At 49.4% G+C, this 17,178-nt stretch carries 13 protein-coding genes and 1 pseudogene; 9 read left to right on the top strand and 5 right to left on the bottom strand.

Translation table 11 applies throughout. From position 1 onward, the window contains the following. Nucleotides 1-64 precede the first annotated feature (64 nt). Nucleotides 65-592 carry a hypothetical protein gene (locus tag C2M17_RS09660; RefSeq protein WP_105200586.1) on the top strand — a complete coding sequence of 176 codons (528 nt, stop codon included), beginning with the start codon at nucleotides 65-67 and terminating at the stop codon, nucleotides 590-592. A gap of 110 nt (nucleotides 593-702) precedes the next feature. After that, on the top strand, nucleotides 703-969 hold the full coding sequence (locus C2M17_RS15860; RefSeq protein WP_158677885.1) for a hypothetical protein: 267 nt from the start codon (nucleotides 703-705) through the stop codon (nucleotides 967-969). 200 nt (nucleotides 970-1,169) lie between these two features. Here the strand turns inward: C2M17_RS15860 and C2M17_RS09655 are convergent. Both C2M17_RS09655 and C2M17_RS09650 read right to left on the bottom strand, forming a co-directional pair. Then, nucleotides 1,170-4,332: pseudogene (locus C2M17_RS09655) on the bottom strand (efflux RND transporter permease subunit). Nucleotides 4,333-4,335: 3 nt separating this feature from the next. After that, a complete protein-coding gene (locus C2M17_RS09650) occupies nucleotides 4,336-5,508 on the bottom strand; it encodes an efflux RND transporter periplasmic adaptor subunit (protein WP_105200585.1) in 1,173 nt (390 codons plus the stop codon). A gap of 128 nt (nucleotides 5,509-5,636) precedes the next feature. On the opposite strand from C2M17_RS09650, the gene C2M17_RS09645 reads away from it, so the two are divergent. After that, a complete protein-coding gene (locus C2M17_RS09645; protein ID WP_105200584.1) occupies nucleotides 5,637-5,885 on the top strand; it encodes a YkgJ family cysteine cluster protein in 249 nt (82 codons plus the stop codon). Nucleotides 5,886-5,916: 31 nt separating this feature from the next. On the opposite strand, the gene C2M17_RS09640 is transcribed toward C2M17_RS09645, so the two are convergent. Then, nucleotides 5,917-6,465 carry a DUF4136 domain-containing protein gene (locus C2M17_RS09640; protein WP_105200583.1) on the bottom strand — a complete coding sequence of 183 codons (549 nt, stop codon included), beginning with the start codon at nucleotides 6,463-6,465 and terminating at the stop codon, nucleotides 5,917-5,919. A gap of 342 nt (nucleotides 6,466-6,807) precedes the next feature. Here C2M17_RS09640 and C2M17_RS09635 point away from each other — a divergent pair, with 342 nt between their 5' ends. The 3 genes from C2M17_RS09635 (at nucleotide 6,808) to C2M17_RS09625 (ending at nucleotide 9,301) form a co-directional block, all read left to right on the top strand. Continuing rightward, nucleotides 6,808-7,017 (top strand): cold-shock protein, encoded by a 210-nt coding sequence (locus tag C2M17_RS09635; protein WP_105200582.1) that lies wholly within the window; start codon nucleotides 6,808-6,810, stop codon nucleotides 7,015-7,017. 183 nt (nucleotides 7,018-7,200) lie between these two features. After that, nucleotides 7,201-7,506 (top strand): H-NS family histone-like protein, encoded by a 306-nt coding sequence (locus C2M17_RS09630; RefSeq protein ID WP_105200581.1) that lies wholly within the window; start codon nucleotides 7,201-7,203, stop codon nucleotides 7,504-7,506. A gap of 61 nt (nucleotides 7,507-7,567) precedes the next feature. Then, nucleotides 7,568-9,301 carry a DEAD/DEAH box helicase gene (locus C2M17_RS09625; protein ID WP_442792601.1) on the top strand — a complete coding sequence of 578 codons (1,734 nt, stop codon included), beginning with the start codon at nucleotides 7,568-7,570 and terminating at the stop codon, nucleotides 9,299-9,301. Between the two features lie 19 nt (nucleotides 9,302-9,320). Here the strand turns inward: C2M17_RS09625 and C2M17_RS09620 are convergent, their stop codons facing one another. Next, nucleotides 9,321-9,659 carry a ribonuclease E inhibitor RraB gene (locus tag C2M17_RS09620; RefSeq protein WP_105200579.1) on the bottom strand — a complete coding sequence of 113 codons (339 nt, stop codon included), beginning with the start codon at nucleotides 9,657-9,659 and terminating at the stop codon, nucleotides 9,321-9,323. A 255-nt stretch (nucleotides 9,660-9,914) separates the two neighbouring features. Between C2M17_RS09620 and C2M17_RS09615 the strand changes: the two genes are divergently transcribed. From C2M17_RS09615 to C2M17_RS09605, 3 genes are read left to right on the top strand one after another with little or no spacing between them, the layout of a single operon-like run. Beyond that, nucleotides 9,915-11,672: an autotransporter assembly complex protein TamA gene (locus C2M17_RS09615; protein WP_233997956.1), complete on the top strand. Its 1,758-nt coding sequence runs from the start codon at nucleotides 9,915-9,917 to the stop codon at nucleotides 11,670-11,672. Then, on the top strand, nucleotides 11,669-15,430 hold the full coding sequence (gene tamB / locus C2M17_RS09610; protein ID WP_105200578.1) for an autotransporter assembly complex protein TamB: 3,762 nt from the start codon (nucleotides 11,669-11,671) through the stop codon (nucleotides 15,428-15,430). The genes C2M17_RS09615 and tamB overlap by 4 nt, the downstream gene beginning before the upstream one ends. Nucleotides 15,431-15,447: 17 nt before the next feature. After that, a complete protein-coding gene (locus tag C2M17_RS09605) occupies nucleotides 15,448-16,341 on the top strand; it encodes a peptidylprolyl isomerase (protein WP_105200577.1) in 894 nt (297 codons plus the stop codon). Here the strand turns inward: C2M17_RS09605 and queF are convergent. Further along, on the bottom strand, nucleotides 16,328-17,176 hold the full coding sequence (gene queF / locus C2M17_RS09600) for an NADPH-dependent 7-cyano-7-deazaguanine reductase QueF (protein WP_105200576.1): 849 nt from the start codon (nucleotides 17,174-17,176) through the stop codon (nucleotides 16,328-16,330). The two genes, C2M17_RS09605 and queF, sit on opposite strands and share 14 nt — an antisense overlap. Nucleotides 17,177-17,178: the final 2 nt, after the last annotated feature.

The following is a 17,178-nucleotide window of genomic DNA, read 5'->3' as shown; positions in this document are numbered from 1 at the left end:
TGTGGATAACTTCCTTAACTGGGAATTCGCACTAATACGCTGTTAACTGTATAGGCAATCATGGATGTTTGACTCAATTCGTAAGAAGATTGAAAAGCAAAACAAAGACAATAACCCCAAGAATATGTCTTTTGATTTCAAGCTCATGTTTGTATATCACATTGCAATGATGATTTTGTTTGGTACTCGCATAATTGATAACGCCGCCGCTCAAGCTTTATTTGCATTGGCGTTGTTTGTGGTTTTGATATTAATTTCAGCTGTGCATAAATTTCGAGCCCAATGGCAATGGCCAGGTATTGGCTTGCTTGGCCTTCCGTCAGCTATACTAGGCGTTGCCTTTGTATACGCATTTCTTGCTTTTGCGGCGTACACAATTAATCCTGATTTCTCTTTTCCAGATCTCCAAAATATTAACTATATTGATTTTATTGAAGAGTCGTGGTCTGTAATTATTGCCACCGCATCGGTTCCTGCAATTACACCATGGTATCTTGCTGGTATTGGCATTGGGATTTTTAATTTACTATCAAGCTTAAAAATAGCTACTACTAAGAAATCAGAGTTTGTAGCTCAGTGCAAAAACAGTTAACAAGCGGCTGCACCGGGCAAATTTCCGCTGTCACCTTTTGTGCAAAAATCCCACAAAAGCCGCCAGCAAAATTTGCTCGGTGAGCCCGGCGTTAGTAGTAAAAGGATGTCATGACTAAACCTATTAAAATTTGGCTAGCTATAGTTCTACTGCCAATACCTCTTTATCTCTCCATGTTCGTACTCGGGTTAATTGGCTTAGCTGGTTATTGGGGCTATTACATTCCTTTTTGGTCTTTGGGTGAACCATTTTTTAAGTATTCATCAGATACTGGTTGGTATTATCCAACGCTTTATGGCCATATCCTTGCTGCTGTAGCATATTCCATTGTATTTTGGTGTGGTTACTATCTGTTAAAAAAGGTTTGGCGCAAGTAAATTTACTACTAACAAGTTACTCAAAAGGACGCAAAACGCTTGGCTTGTGCTCCTTCGTCGCCAATTATAGCCAAGCATTTATGCGCCCATTAGTAAGGCGTTGTTCTGGCACTAGAACCAATTGAAAATTTAATAAATCATAGGGAATAAAAAAGCCTTACTTAAGTAAGGCTTTTATGGTTGGGATAAATACCAAGTACTTAACTTGGTTGTTTTAGTTCTGCCGTTGGCTCTACCTTAGGGGCTCTGCCAAAGAGTTTACTCAGGCCGCGTTTACAGTCTTCCAGGGCTACATATTGGCAAGGGATCAGCACTAGGGTGATCACTGTGGCGAACAGCACACCGAAGGCCAGCGATACCGCCATGGGGATGACGATTTGTGCCTGCAAGCTGGTTTCCATAATGATGGGTACCAAACCAATAAAGGTGGTGATCGAGGTCAGTAGAATGGCCCTAAAGCGCTTACAACCGGCTTCTACCACCGCCTGTTTAATAGCAATGCCCCGGGCGCGTGCCTTGTTCACATAGTCAACCATCACCAGTGAGTCGTTCACCACCACCCCGGCCACGGCGATAATGCCGAAGAAGGACAGGCTGCTCATGGTCATACCCAAGATCACGTGACCGTAGACCGCACCGACCACACCAAAGGGGATCACCGACATGATCAGCAGCGGCTGCGAGTAAGAGCGCAGTGGAATGGCCAACAGCGCGAAGATGATAAGAAGCGAAAGCACTAAGTCACGGCGCTGCTCGGCGACGCTATCCATCTCTTCTTGCACTCGACCGGCGACATTACTCTGTACACCAGGGTAGTTTTTCAATAATGCTGGAAGGTATTCATCGCGCACTTGTTTAGCGATTTCAAACGGCTGTGCCTGATTGGTGTCTACGGCTGCCCACACATTAACCGTGCGCTTAGCGTTTTCCCGACGAATACGGTTTACCCCGTCAACCAGGTTTACGCTGGCTATTTCAGCTAAAGGTACTTCCGCTCCGGCTGGAGTAATAATGCGCACATCATTGATTTCGCTGATAGAGTTACGCTCTTCAATGGGGTAGCGGATCATTACTTTGAGCTCTTCGCCATCGCGCAGGATACGCTGTGCCTCTAGGCCATAGAAGCTGAAGTTCACCTGCGAGGCAACATCGGCCAAGGTCAAGCCCAGGCTATAGGCAATGGGTTTAAGTTCAAGTTGTACTTCATCGGTTGCGCTTTGCATTGAATCATTGATATCGCCTACGCCCTTGATGGTCGACAGCTTCTCTTTCAATTTACCGGCAACTTCTTTCAACTCAGCGGCATCATTGCCCTCGAGACGGAAGCTGATATCACCATCATCACGGCCAGCACCGCCATTTATAACGCTGTCGTTAATGGTCATTGATTTCATTCCCGGCAGTGGCGGCATATTATCACGCCACAGTGCACTGAGTGCGAAGGTGTCGATAGGGCGCAGGTGCGGCTCTACCAAGACCATCATTAAGCGGGCGTTGGTGCGCCCTTGCATATTAAGGGAGATATCCTTAACCATGGGCATGCCATATTGCTGCTCTATAACCCGCTCGACATCCATCACCACACGTTCAATCTTTTTGGCCGTATCCAGGGTTGCTGTTTCCGATGACGCCAAATTCATCTCAATGTTAATACTTGGGAAATCATGAGGAATTTTCGGGTTGGCGATAAATTTAATCAGGCCACCGGCAAACAAGCCAGCACTGACTATAAGGATGCCAAAGAAGCCAACAATCACGGTATAGCGATAATGAATACAGCGCTGTACTGCAGGGCGGTATATGCGCTCGATAACATATTGCAAGCCACTGTCTACCTTATTACGTAAGCGGTGTAATGGGTTGCGCGGGTTAACAGGGCGGCTCTTCATGGCCGCCAGGTGTGCAGGAAGAATGAGCTTAGACTCGACCAGTGAGAATAATAGGCAGAGAATAATCACCCCGCCGATGGCTTTAGAAAACGCCGCTCCCGGGCCGCTGGCCAAGGTTTGTGGTAAGAAGGCGGCGATAGTGGTCAGTACCCCGAAGGTCGCGGGGATGGCCACGCGTTTTACGCCACGCACCACGTTATCCAGACTATGACCATGCTTTTCGATTTCGGCGTGAGCCGACTCACCCACCACTATGGCATCATCCACCACTATCCCCAGCACCAGAATAAAGGCAAACAGGGAAGCCAGGTTAATGGTGACATCTAAAAAGCCCACCGGCATCATTAAAAAGGCGCCCAGAAAGGATACGGGCAGACCCATCATCACCCAAAAGGCAAGGCGGATACGCAGGAACAAGGCCAACATCAGCATCACCAAGATACCACCCCAGATCATATTCTCGATCATCATGTCGAGGCGACCTTCAAGGTAATATGTGATGTCAATCATAGGGGCCAGGGTGACGCCCTCGGGAAGCTCCGACTTTTTACGCTCTAAATAGGCGTCCATCACATCGGCAACACGGGTGACATCTTGATCTTTTGACGCACGGACTTCAAAAATCAGCGAGTTTTTACCGTTATATTTTGAATATTGCAGGCCTTCTTCAAAGCCGTCTTGTATGGTTGCTACATCACCTAGAAATACCTGGGCGCCATCTTCTAAGGTTAAAAGAGGAAGACGTTCAAATTCACCGCCGCGATAGGCCTGGTTTTCCACGCGCATGGAAATATAGCCATTATCGGAGCGAATTTGTCCCGCCGACATATTAGCCGAGAAGTTGCGCACCGCAGTGGCGATATCGCGGAACGTCAGGCCATATTCACGCAGCTTGTCCGGGCTGACTTCTATGCTTATCTCATAATCCAAACCCGAATTAAAATTGACGAGATTGACCTGAGGCAAAGCGCGCATTTCATCATGCAGCTTATTGCCCAGCTCCTTTAGATCGTAATTGCTCATATCGCCATACAAGGCGAGGATCATCACCTCTTGAGTGTACTTTTCGCGGCGAATATTGGGTCGTTCCATCTCTGCGGGAAAGCTGGAGATGGAGTCGATTTGCATCTTGACTTCGTCGAGCACTTCTTGAGAGTCATAGCTTTCATCGACTTCGATCCAACTTTGAGAAAAGCTGCGGTTTGAATAGGTGATAAGGCGTTTAATGCCCTCTAAGCCTTGCAGGGACTCCTCGATTTTTATGGTGATCCCTTCTTCCACTTCTTGCGGAGCGGCACCGGGATACACGGCCTGCACACTGAGCCAGTTGCTCTCAAATTGCGGGAATGCCTGTTTACGAATAGAAAGCGCGCTGAGAATACCACCGACTATGATGATTATCATCAGCAGGTTGGCGGCAACCGGGGTTGCGGGCAAACCAGGCGATCAAGCCTTTTTCTGTGCTTTGCACCATAGCTTAGTCCTCCTTCAGTGCCAGCTGCGTGTGCGCCGTTTTAGGCTCTTGTTCGTCTAAGCGCAGTTGCATGCCTTGCGTGGGGTATTCCAGCGCTGAGGTGATAACTTGCTGGCCACTGTTTAGACCGGCGGTGACATAGGCCATGCCGTTTTGCTCGCGGATCACCTCAAGGTCGCTAAACATCAGCTTAATTTCATTATCAATGAGGGCAATGCGGTTGTCCTTGATCAGGTGGCTGGGAACAATGGCGGTATCGCGTACATGCTTACCCACTATGCTGGCATTGGTGTAGGCACCAAAGCGCAGAGGTTGTGCCTGCTCATAGGGTGCGTCTACATAAGCCACAAGGTAGGTCATGCGCGAGCGCTTATCGACCACGCCTTCATTACGCACTATGGTGCCTTGCCAGGTACGCATTTTACCGGCCACTTCGCTGGTTAGGGTGACTTTAGCACCGATACCGCCATCAACCAGGTATTGCAGATCATGGTTGGCTACCGGTAAACGCACTTTAGCAATGCTGGTGGCATCGATTTGACCCAAAACATTACCCGGGTTCACCACGCTGCCAAGGCTGATTTTTTTTGCCGTAACCAGGGCATCGTAGGGGGCGCGAATCGAGGTGCGCTCTAAATTGCGCTTGGCGCGTTTAACCTGGGCCTGAGCAGCGCGGAATTTTGCCAGCTTTTCTGCGAGCTGAGGTTTGCGCAAATAGAGCTCCGAGGGGATCACCGCATTGGCATTGTCCTTAATGCGTTGCCATTCGGTTTTGGCCACATGCGCTTGTGCTTGTTCTATTTCTAGCGCCGATTGTGCCTGCGCCAAGCCGGCCTGGGCTTCAATTAGGGCCGCTTCATAGTCATTGGGGTCGATGCGAATAAGTTCGTCCCCTTGTTTTACAAAGCCACCTTTTACAAACTGTTCGGCTATGGATACCACCTGACCGGACACCTGAGCGACCAGTTCGGTTTGTTCTTGCGCCATGACCTCGCCGTAGGAATGCACTTGCATGGTTACATCGGTCAGGTTGACCGGGGTGACCTCTACCAGTGGGGCGATGTTTTCCTGTTGTTTTTGCTCCGGTGGCTTTTTCATTGCCATAAAGGCGGCGAACAGTGCCACTGACACCCCCAACACACCAATAGGTAATAGTATTTGTTTTTTGCTGGCCACAATGCAGCTCCCTGTATAGTTCGATGACAGGCTATATGGTAGCGGTAATCATGTTACAGGTATGTGTAATATGTAACAAAGCATGTAATCTGTTAAAATGGCGGCCGCGTTTGTTTTAGGGGTCGAATATGAATTGTCGTTTAGGGTGTGGTGCGTGCTGTATAGCGCCTAGTATTTCCAGCCCCATACCTGGTATGCCCGAGGGTAAAAAAGCGGGGCAACGATGTGTCCAGTTAGACAAAAATAATTTGTGTAAATTGTTTGGTGATCCGTCCAGACCGGCTGTGTGTTTACAATTTAAGGCGTGCGAAGATGTGTGTGGCAGTAATAATGCCGAAGCGATGTGGAGAATTACCCAATTAGAGGCGCTGACCTAAAGGCGGTAAGCACCTCGAAAGGATGCAAATATTATTGATTTGATCCTGGCGGGTAGTTACTGAAAATTTCAGCGACCGATTCGCGGATCACCGCGGTGCGCTCGCTTGGCGTCTGGTTTTTCTTCAAACGACCTTCTTTGGCGGCGCGCCATACCAGCTGGTTCGAAGCGCGGTCGACCACGTCAATCACTAGGGTGCCTACTTCATATTCGCGGGTAGTGGTTTGCACATTGTAGCCCAGACCCCAGTAATCCCAACGGGCGCTGTAGCCTGTGGTAAAGGTATCAACATCGACTTTCTTTTCCACCGAGGCATGGTAGTTGATCAGCACATCCGCTTGATCTGCCGTCACCATGCTCATGCCCTTGGCGCTCAGCTCATCATTAACGGCCTGACGCACACGGCGCTCCATTAATTCGCTGATCTGATAATTACTGCTGGCATTGGTCAGGCTGGCATCAGGAAACCAGGCAAAGGTTTTGTACTGAGTAAAGTTTACCGACTTGTCGTAATCAAAATCCGGCCCAGAGGCACAGGCGCTGAGTAACATAAGTACACCCGCCGCAAGTAAATTCTTCATTGACCGCTCCTTTATATCTGGCTGTAAGAATCTAGGTTTGTCAGTAACATATCATAATCTTAAATGAAATATACAGCTCATGCACCGCTTTAGGGGCCATACCTGGATTATGTCATTACTGTGAATTTTAAATAATTTAAAGCTTATTAATATTTTCTATGGTAGTCTAGGAACTGCTTTGAGTTAATGCGTTCAATGTGACGGTTTTGTGCGGCCTACGCTGTAAGTGTGACTAACCTGGTTAGTCCTGTACCTGACCCTAGCGGTAGCGACACTGGCTCAGGGAGGATAGTGCCTAATTATAGGCGAGTTATAGAAATTGACTTACAGGAACACTTTAGTATGTCAGAACATGTAAACGGTAAAGTAAAGTTTTTTAATGAAGCAAAAGGCTTTGGTTTTATCGAGCAAGAAAATGGCCCAGATGTATTCGTTCACTTCAGCGCGATCAATGGTTCAGGCTTCCGTACTCTAAGCGAAGGCCAACAGGTTTCTTTCAGCATTAAACAAGGCCAGAAAGGACCAGAAGCGGAAAATGTAACTCCGGTTTAATTCCTTATTGACTCTCTTAGAGTGAATAATTAGTGGAGCCGTTTCGGCTTCACTCTTCCCCCCAGGCGCCACGCCAAGATTATCTCCCAGCATTTAAGTCACTAATTAATATAATTACTTTGATATATCACTGATCTTCAATTATTATTTTATTTCCACATTTAAAGTATATAAGAGATCACAGTGAGAGAAATCAGAGCATTTGCCAAATCGGCATCTATTAATGAGTTGGAAAAAGCAATTAATATTCTGAACACTGCGCTCGATAATCAGCAACAGCAAGAAAAAGCGAAACAGGAAGTTCTTCAACTGATGAAGGAAAAAGGGCTCAGTGTGGAAGATATTGTTGATGTGACCCAGGACAAGCGTACTAAGGTTGAACCTAAGTATCGCCGCGAGTTCGAAGGAAAAATGGTTGAATGGTCAGGCCGTGGGAAACGCCCGAAAGCGTTTCAAGATGTAGACCTAGCTAAATACCTCGCGAAATAACAGCAAAGATAAATAAACCCAAAGGTCCAGCAATGGACCTTTACTTTTTTGGGTGTCAGTAGTGTATACACTCAGAGACTATCAACAACAAGCAGTCGACAATACCCTGGCGCATTTTCGTAAGTCACAGCGCTCGGCCGTTATTGTTTTGCCTACCGGTGCCGGTAAAAGCCTGGTTATTGCCGAGCTGGCGCGATTGGCCCGTTATCCCATCCTGGTATTAACTCATGTAAAAGAGCTGGTTGAGCAAAACGCTAATAAATTTCGTGACATGGGTTTAACACCGGGGATTTTCTCTGCGGGTTTAAAGGATAAAAATTTAAACGAGCAGGTCACCTTCGCCAGTATTCAATCCCTCGCCCGTAGTATAGATAAGCTGCAGCAGCACTATTCTTTAGTGATTATTGATGAGTGTCATCGCGTTAGTACAGAGCAAACCAGCCAGTATGCGCAGGTTATAACCCAGCTTAAGAAAATTAACCCAGGCCTTAAGGTGCTAGGTTTAACTGCCACACCCTATCGGCTTATCAGTGGCTGGGTATATCACCGTCATTACCATGGTTTTGTTCGCGGTCCGAGCGATGCGCCATTTGATGATTGTATTTACGAATTACCGCTGCGTTATTTAATTAACAAGGGTTATTTAACGCCGCCGCGCATAGTCGATGCGGCGGTGCAGCATTATGACTTTTCTGCCTTGCTCAATGGCGGCTCGGCGCCCAGTGAAGGGGATCTAAATGCGCTGTTGCAACAAAGCACCCGGGCTACCAAAGCCATTATTACGGATGTGATGGCGCAAAGCGATACCCGACGTGGCGTGATGATTTTTGCCGCGACCGTTGCCCATGCCGAGGAAATACATCGTTATTTACCACCCGGGCAGGCCCATATTATTGTTGGCGCCACACCTGCCGCCGAGCGCGACGACATAATTGCTCGCTTTAAGCGACAGGAATTTAAGTACCTGGTAAATGTTTCTGTTTTAACTACAGGTTTTGATGCTCCTCATGTTGATTTTATTGCTTTGTTAAGACCGACGGAATCGGTCAGCCTGTATCAGCAGATCATTGGCCGCGGACTACGCTTATGCGCCGATAAGCATGAATGCCTGGTAATAGATTATGCTGGCAACGGTTTTGATATCCATCACCCCGAGGTAGGGATGCAGCGCCCGGACCCAAACAGTGAGCCGGTGCAGGTGTTGTGCCCCGGTTGTGGTTTTGCCAATGTGTTTTGGGGTAAAAAGGATGCCGCGGGTCAGGTTATCGAGCATTATGGCCGCCGTTGCCAAGGCTTATTGGATGACGGCGAAGAGCAGCAGCAATGTGATTATCGCTTTAAGTTTAAGGAATGTCCCCAGTGTTTTAGCGAAAATGATATTGCCGCGCGCCGTTGTCATAGCTGCGCGCATCAGCTGGTGGACCCGGATGACAAGTTACGCCAGGCGCTCAACCTAAAAGATGCCTTGGTATTGCGTTGCAGCGGCTTAAGCTGCGAGCAAACGGCGCAGGGCAAGCTCAAGATCACCTATTATGACGAAGACGGCGCCGAGGTGGCGCAAGTGTATGATCTGACTAATGCCAAGGTACTGGCCTTATTTAACCGCGAGTTCGGCAAGCGTCATAACGCCCCAGGCATAGACAAGTGGCGAAGCAGCGAGCAGGTAGTGGAGTTACAACAGCATTTGAGCTGGCCGGATTTTGTGATTGCCCGTAAGTCGAAAAAATATGGTTGGCAGGTGAGTGAAAAGATATTCGATTATCAGGGAAGTTACCGCAAAGCCTATAGTCGTTGATAGGCTCTGCGTTTCACTGTTACTCGGCGCTGTTTTCGTCCAGCAGACCCCAGCCGTCACCGTAGCCGTTGTGTTTATCCGCCAGGCTTTCCAAGTAGGCTTCCATATTATTGATAAGCTCATATTCGGGTACCATGGTAAGACTGGCCTTCACTTCAAAAACACCTGTATCCGGGCAGGTGCTAAGGCTGGCTTGCGGCGCTACTTCGGCATGGGCCAGGGCATCGATAAAGCCTTGCGCATGTGCTTGCTGCTCAAACAACAGAAAGAAATCGACGTTGTGCAGTTGCGTCAAATCGACGCCTTGCTCATGCATTTGTTGCAAAATTTGGCCTGTTTCATCGTCGGGAAAGTGCATCGTTTATCTCATATAAGCGTGAATCTAGGGATTGTCTTATTTTTTGCTGGAAATAAAAAGCCACTTAGGTGAAATTTTTCGTCGTCATTAGTGAATGGCTCCAGGCAGCGGTGATAAACTTAAGCTATTAATAGAGTTTGTTTATCTTTTTGGCGTTTGGGGTTATTGCCCAGATTAAACAGACCCGGGAATTACACGCGATTAAAAAGGCTGACACAGGCGGTGGTAAAGTGATTGCAATGGAGACACAGTAAGTTGAGGTTAAACCTACTAACAAGCCTGCTATTGGTGCTGGCCTTGTGCTCATTCGACGTCCTTGGCGCATGGAGCGCTGAGCCCGGGAAATTCCCCCAAGGGCGGGTAATATCAGGGTACAGCATTGACGGTATTGAAGGTGAGCTGGAGCAAAATGTTGCCCTGTATTTGCAGCAGCTCAGTGGCGAGCAGCCAACACGTCAACTGCAGCGTTATGCCACCGAGCAGGTTTTACTGAGTATGCGAGCCCTGGGTTATTATCATGCCGAGGTGGAGCTGCACTTAGAAGACGATACCGCTAACCCTAAGGTGATCGCGAAAATCAAACCCGGGCAAGCGACACGCATCGAAAACCTGGATTATCAATTGCTGGGGCCTGGACTGCAGGATAAAGAGCTGACTCAGGTGCTTGCGCAGTTGCCACTTAAAGTCGGCGAGATCATTAATCATGGCCACTATGATGCGGCCAAAAGCGCTATCGACAAGCAACTGCTGGAGCTTGGCTATTTTGACGCTAAATGGCAGCAGGCGCGTTTGGCCATAGATCGCAGCCATTATCGGGCGGATATCAGCCTGGTGGTGAGCACGGGAATACGCTATCACTTTGGCCCCTTAAATATTGCCACCGACACGCCGGCTAGCGGTTATATTCATTCTTTGGCGGAGTTCAAAGCCGGACAGGCCTACAATGCCAATAAGGTCAGCGAATTTAACCTGGCCCTGTCGCAAACCCCTTATTTCAGTAGCGTGCGCGTCTACGCTGATATCGCCAAACGCAGCAGCCATGAAGTGCCAATTCGTGTTGAGGTGCTGCATAAACCACAAGACAGCTTCGAGGTCGGCGGTGGCTATTCGACCGACCTGGGTCCTAAGGTGCGTTTTAAATGGTCGCGCCCCTGGATAGGCGAAGATGGCCACTATTTAGAAAGTAACCTTAATGTGTCCGAGCGTCAGCAGGATATCAGTCTCTCTTATACTATCCCAGTAGACGACCCCATAGATGATATTTGGCGCTTTAGTCTTGGTTATAAGCTGGAAGACAATATCGACACGGATATCTTCTCAAAAACCTTAACCGGTCTGGTACAGCGACAATGGAAGATAGAGGATGATTGGATTCGCACCGTCTTTATCCGTCGTGAGTTCGAAGAGTTCCGCATTGCCGATGAAGAAAAAACCACGAAAATGCTCTTGCCTGGTGTCAGTTTTGCCCGCAAGCGTTCGAAAGGGGGCACAACTCCCTATTGGGGGCGACAATGGCTGATAAGTACCGAGGTCGGTGCTGATTCTCTTGAATCTTCCACGGATATAGTGCGGGTACAGTTGCAATATGCCTGGTTGGAAACCTATTGGCAGCGTCATTTGTTTTTTAGCCGCGTCAATTTGGGCGCCATGTATGTCGATAGCATCCGTGATGTACCTGTGTCGCTGCGCTTTTTCGCCGGTGGCGATCAAAGCATCCGCGGCTATAAATACGAGTCTATTTCCCCCGAGGTTGATGGCGCCAAGGTTGGGGGTAAGTACCTGGTAACTGGTACTTTGGAGTATAACTATCAGTTTGCCAGCAACTGGCGCGGCGCCTTGTTTGTCGATGCCGGTACGGCCACCAACGACTTTTCCGAAAAGCTCTCTGTGGGCGTGGGTTTTGGCGTGCGTTACCTTACGCCCGTTGGCCCCATTCGTTTTGATCACGCCTGGGCCCTAGCCAGTCCTGGCAATACCACAAGATTAAGTATTACCGTGGGGCCTGAGCTATGAAGCGCGTTATTACCTTAAGCCTAAAAGTTTTCGCCGCAGCTCTTTTTACCCTGATCTTGTTGCTGTCCCTGTTACTCTTTACCGGATATGGCAATCGCACCCTGGTGGCCATAGCCAATAATCTGGTCGACGGACTTAATATAGAGCTAAAACAGGGGCGTTTGCTTGCCAATGATCCCTTTGACCTGCAATACCAAAGTGATGGCCTGACTCTGAATGCCCAGGCAGTGCAGATTGACGTGCGAATTTTCGGCTGTGTCGGCGTGTGTTTAGATAATATCGCCGCAAAGCGTTTAAGCGTACAAAGCATCAGTGCCGCTCCACAGGAGGACTCAGTATCAAGTTCTAACGTAAATGCCGATGATGATAAGAGGCAAACGAGCAGGCCTCTGGTGCAACTGCAATTACCTAATATTGCCGTTAAACGCTTCGCCATTGGCGAGGCGGACATCGCCGTGGCGGGGCAAGAGATCCAGGTACGGGATCTGAGTGCCAGCCTGAGCGCCCAGGGTAACCGCATCAAGGTTAAGCCCTTTAAGGTAAAAGAGCTGCAGCTTGAGTTGGCTCCTGCGCCACCAGAGCCAAAAAGCGAGCCCTTGTTGCAATTGCCGCCACTGGCCGAGATTGCCTTTGATCTCGGTCTGGATATTCGTATTCAGGATTTTGCCTTAAATAATGCAACCCTGGTGCAAGGGGAAAGCACACATAAGCTCAGCAATGTGCACTTAAATGCGGCCTTGCTAGGAAATAAGCTGGCCATCGACCAAGTTAGCCTCAGCTATGAGTTACCTTTTGAGGCGACTGATACACAAACCCAGGCAGAATTACTGCATGCCGCCCTAAGCGGTAACCTTGCTTTCTCTGGTGATAATGCGCTGCAATTGGCGCTGCAAGTGGAAGCCTTGGGCGAGCATAGTAAGTTGGATGTGAGTGGCAGCCTTAGCGAGCTGCAATTAACATTGGCAAATCAGGGGCAATATCCGCTGACCTTGAACGCCACAGCAGAGCTGCGACAAAGCAACTGGCCCTTTACCTTGCATGCCAAGCAACAGCAATGGCAGCTGCCATTGAGTTCGGCCTCGGGCGCTCAGACTTTGCAATTGCTGCAAAGCGATATCCAAGCACAGGGTAATATCGACGACTATCAAGTTGAGCTGACATTGCACTCGCAGTTGGGTGATTACCCAGAGCTGCACAGCCAACTAAACGCCAATGGGACGTTAAGCTCGCTGCAAGTGGCGTCATTGCAATTACTGGCAGGTGAAAGTAAAGCCGAGGTAAAAACTGCGCTTAATTGGCGCGATGGCCTAAGTGCTGAATTTAGCGCCGAGCTGGCAAATCTGCATAGCGAATATCTTATCGATACGGTGCAAAGTGATATTTCCGGCCAGGTATCTGGCTCCTTCGAGATGGACTCTCAAGGCCAGTGGCAACTGGCGGTGGCCCCCTCGACCTTAAGCGGGACGGTAAACGACATGGCGCTGCAATTGCAGGCTGATCTCGACCTCAATAGTTCACTGCATGGCGTGGTACGTCAGTTGCAGCTGCGCCAGGGCGACAATATCTTAAACCTCAAGGGGGAGGTAGACGAGCAGTGGCGCCTCGAAGGGGCTTTGGCCTTGTCCGCCGACACGCCATTGATGCCAGGTTATGGCGCCAAGGGGCAGGCCCAATTGCAGATCCGTGGCCAGCGTTTGGCACCGAAGATAAAGCTTGAGGCTCAACTGGCCCAAATACAAGGTGCAGGCATCAGTGTGGACAGCCTCAACCTGGATGTTGAAAGTGAATATCAAGACGCGCTTCAGTATGATATTTCTGCCCAGCTATTGGGCATTAAAACCGGCGGGCAACACCTTGATAGCCTTGAATTGCAATCCCGTGGCAGCGACAAGGTGCAACAAACCTCCTTGCGTCTGGACTCGCCACTGGCACAGTTGCAAAGTGCTTTTACCAGTGAATTGTCGTCGTCATATCAGCAAATAAAGCTGCAATTGGAGCAATTTGAGCTCCAATCTCAGGAGCATCAGGTGGCTTTGGCTGCACCGACCAAGGTGCATCTGGATTTGGCCAAGCAGGCGCTGCACTCGGAGCGTTTGTGTCTGCGCGGTGAGGCGCTGGATTTATGCCTTGAGCCTGCAAACATAGACCCAATGCAAGGCGAGGCGAAAGCCACGCTAACGCACTTATATTTGCAGGCGTTAACTCCGTATCTTGGCCCTCATACCGGGTTGACGGGAGTAGCCAAAGGTCATGCCCAGTTTAAATGGCGCAGCGGCGCGGCGCCGCAAATAGATGTCGAGCTACAAAGTGAACAATTGCAGGCGAGTTATCGTTATCAGCAACAACTGCATAACTTCCCCGTTGAAACCTTAGCCCTGTCTTTGCACAGCGATATTAACCAGGCTCAGGCTAAGTTACAGCTGAAATCATCCATTTTGGGGAACTTGAACGCCAACCTTAAGGTTACCGATGTGATGGCGGCGCAGGAGCTCGATGGGCAACTGCAAATGGATGGTGTGCAACTTACTAAGCTTGCTGCATTAGCTCCCGAGGTTAAGAATCTGGCCGGGGATATCAGTGCCGACTTGCGTTTTACCGGCAATATCAGTCAGCCTTTGGTGCATGGCCAAATTAATGCAGAAGGTTTGTCTTTAGAGGGGGAAACCTTACCCCTATCTTTAGCCGAATCGCGCCTAAATGTGCAATTGGCGGGTGAGCAAATCCAGGTGACCGGTCACTTGGCCAACCCAGATGGGGGAGACTTCAATGTGAGCGGTGAAGGCCTATGGTTAGGCGAGCAACCGCACCTGACACTTAAGGTGCAGGGGCAGCGATTTGTCGTCATTCCCGATCAGGGTATCATGATTGCGCTTTCTCCAGACCTTAATATTGAAGTGAATGCCCAGCAGGTGAAGGTGGGTGGCATTGTCGACGTCCCCTATGGTCGCATTAAAATAAAAGAGCTGCCGCAGGGGGCGGTGAAGGTCAGTGATGATGAAATCATTGTCGATGCTCCGGTGCAGGAGCAGACCGTGCCTTTTATGTATGATGTTGATTTAAAGGTTAATATTCAAGACGATGTGTATATAGATTCATTTGGTTTGAAGTCCTATATTAAGGGCGACCTGATGATCACCGCCAATAATGAAAGTCATCCCCTGGCGGTGGGCGAGCTGAATTTGGTGGATGGGAAATACCGTGCCTTTGGCCAAGATCTGCTGATCCGCACCGGACAAATAGGTTTTAGCGGTACCTTGGATAAGCCTCATATTAATGTCCGCGCCATTCGTAACCCAGATAATACCGCCAATGGTGTGGTGGCCGGCATTGAGTTGGTTGGCAGCGTAGAGCAACCGCAGCTGCATGTATTTTCCGAGCCCGCCATGGACCGCTCTCAAGCCTTGTCGTATGTGCTCAACGGCCAACCCTTAGGGGATGGCGATACTAATACCGATGCTTTATTAACGCGTATGCTACTGGCCCAAGGCACCAATCGTGGTGAAGGCTTGGTATCGCGCATAGGTGAGTCCATCGGTCTGCGTGATGTGACCCTTAACTCCAGCGGCAGCGGCGATGATACCAAGGTGGAAATCGCCGGTTATATTGCTCCGGGGATCCAGGTTAAATACAGTGTTGGCGTGTTTGAGTCTATCTCCGAAGTGGCGGTGCGCTATCAGGTATTGCAAAAGCTTTATATCGAGGTGACCAGCGGCTTGTATGATACGCTGGATATTCTTTATCGCTTCGATATCGATTAAATAATAGGGAAATAATAATGATAAAAAAATCCTTAGCCTTGCTCAGCGCGGGGCTTTTGGCTGCGCAAATGAGCGGTCAATTAACTCCTAGGGCATATGCCTTTAACCCGGCTAAGCCAGCTGCGCAATCGCCGGGGCAAATTATCGCCGCCGCTCAGGAGTCGGACTGGCGTCAGGTGGATAGCGATAATCTGATGATCCTCACCCTGCAAACCGGCTCCGTGTATCTTGAGGTGAACCCACTGTTGGCCCCTAAGCATGTGCAGAGACTGCGCGAGTTGACCAAAGCCGGATTCTATCAAGGGCTAAGCATGTATCGCTTTGTTGAAGGCTTTGTCGCCCAAGGTGGGGCCGGGGAGCAAAAAACCGATATTGCGCCGCTGCAGCAGGAGTTCGTCTGGCACAGTGAGCAGCCCATGCCCCTTGATATCCAAGTTAATTACAATGACGGTTATGCGCCGCGCAGTGGCTTTATCAACGGCTTTGCCGTAGGTCAAAATGAAGCAGGTACGCAAACCTGGCAGCTCCATTGTATGGGCGCCCTAGGCATGGCCCGAGGCAATGGTGTAGACAGTGCCACCAGTGAGTTTTATGTGGTAATAGGCCACGCCCCGCGCTATTTGGATAAAAACATCACGGTATTTGGTCGCGTCCTAAGTGGCATGGAGCACCTGCAGCAGTTACAGCGTCCTAGTAGCAAGCAAATGCCCTTTAATCCTATTCAAGACTTGCAATTTGCCAGTCAATTGGAAGTGGCGCAACAGCCAAAAATTCGCGTGATGCGTACCGACTCGCCACGCTTTGGGGCGCTGGTAGCGGCTCGAAAGAACCGCCCGGAGGACTGGTTTGTGGCCACCCCGAACTACATAGATACCTGCGCCATGGCGGTGCCCAGCGTTATTGACGATTAATACGCAGACTAAAGGGAATATGTTGCTGATGCGTTGAGCGATAGGGGTTGATGTCCAAGCCGCCGCGACGGGTGTAACGGGCATAGACCTCTAGTTCTTGCGGTTTGGCCAGCGCCATAATATCGCTAAAAATACGCTCTACGCATTGCTCATGAAACTCGTTGTGGGAGCGAAACGATACCAGGTAGCGCAGCAGGGACTCATGACTCAGTTGCGGTCCTTTATAACGTATCACCACACTGGCCCAGTCCGGCTGCGAGGTGATCAAACAGTTCGACTTGAGTAGGTGGCTATGCAGGGTTTGCTCTACCTGTTCGCTATTAGGTGCAAGTTGTAACAGCGCCGGGTCAAGGTCGAAGGTATCAATTTCTATATCCAGCTCATCGATACAGAAACCCGGCATTGGCGTGGCGGCAAACAAAGATGTGTCGTCCGGTCCGTACAAGCTTACCTTAACCTGAGTTTGCACTGCCTGACTCAGATCCGCTTCAAGAACTTTCCGTACCTTGTCCATACTCTCAAAGCGCGTCTGATTAAAGCTGTTCAAATACAGCTTAAACGATTTGGACTCGATAATGCTTGGGCTTTGGCAGGGAAACACAAATTCCGCTACCGCCACTTGTGGTTTGCCCTTGCTATTGAGCCAGGAAAGCTCATAGCCGGTCCACAGGTCTTCGCCTTGAAATGGCAGCGCCTGCTCATTTATGCCTAAATCATCGCGGTTAAGCTTACGGGCAATGGGGTAGAGCAGACTCGCATCGTAAGAGTCTTTGTATTCGGTGGTTTTACCCAGCATGCTGGCCTGCAGCTCGGGGGCGTTACGGTAATCTGTCATGA

The organism is Pseudoalteromonas sp. T1lg10 (assembly GCF_002964545.1).
Lineage (GTDB): Bacteria > Pseudomonadota > Gammaproteobacteria > Enterobacterales > Alteromonadaceae > Pseudoalteromonas.
This window is presented reverse-complemented; position numbering and strand designations above follow the sequence as displayed.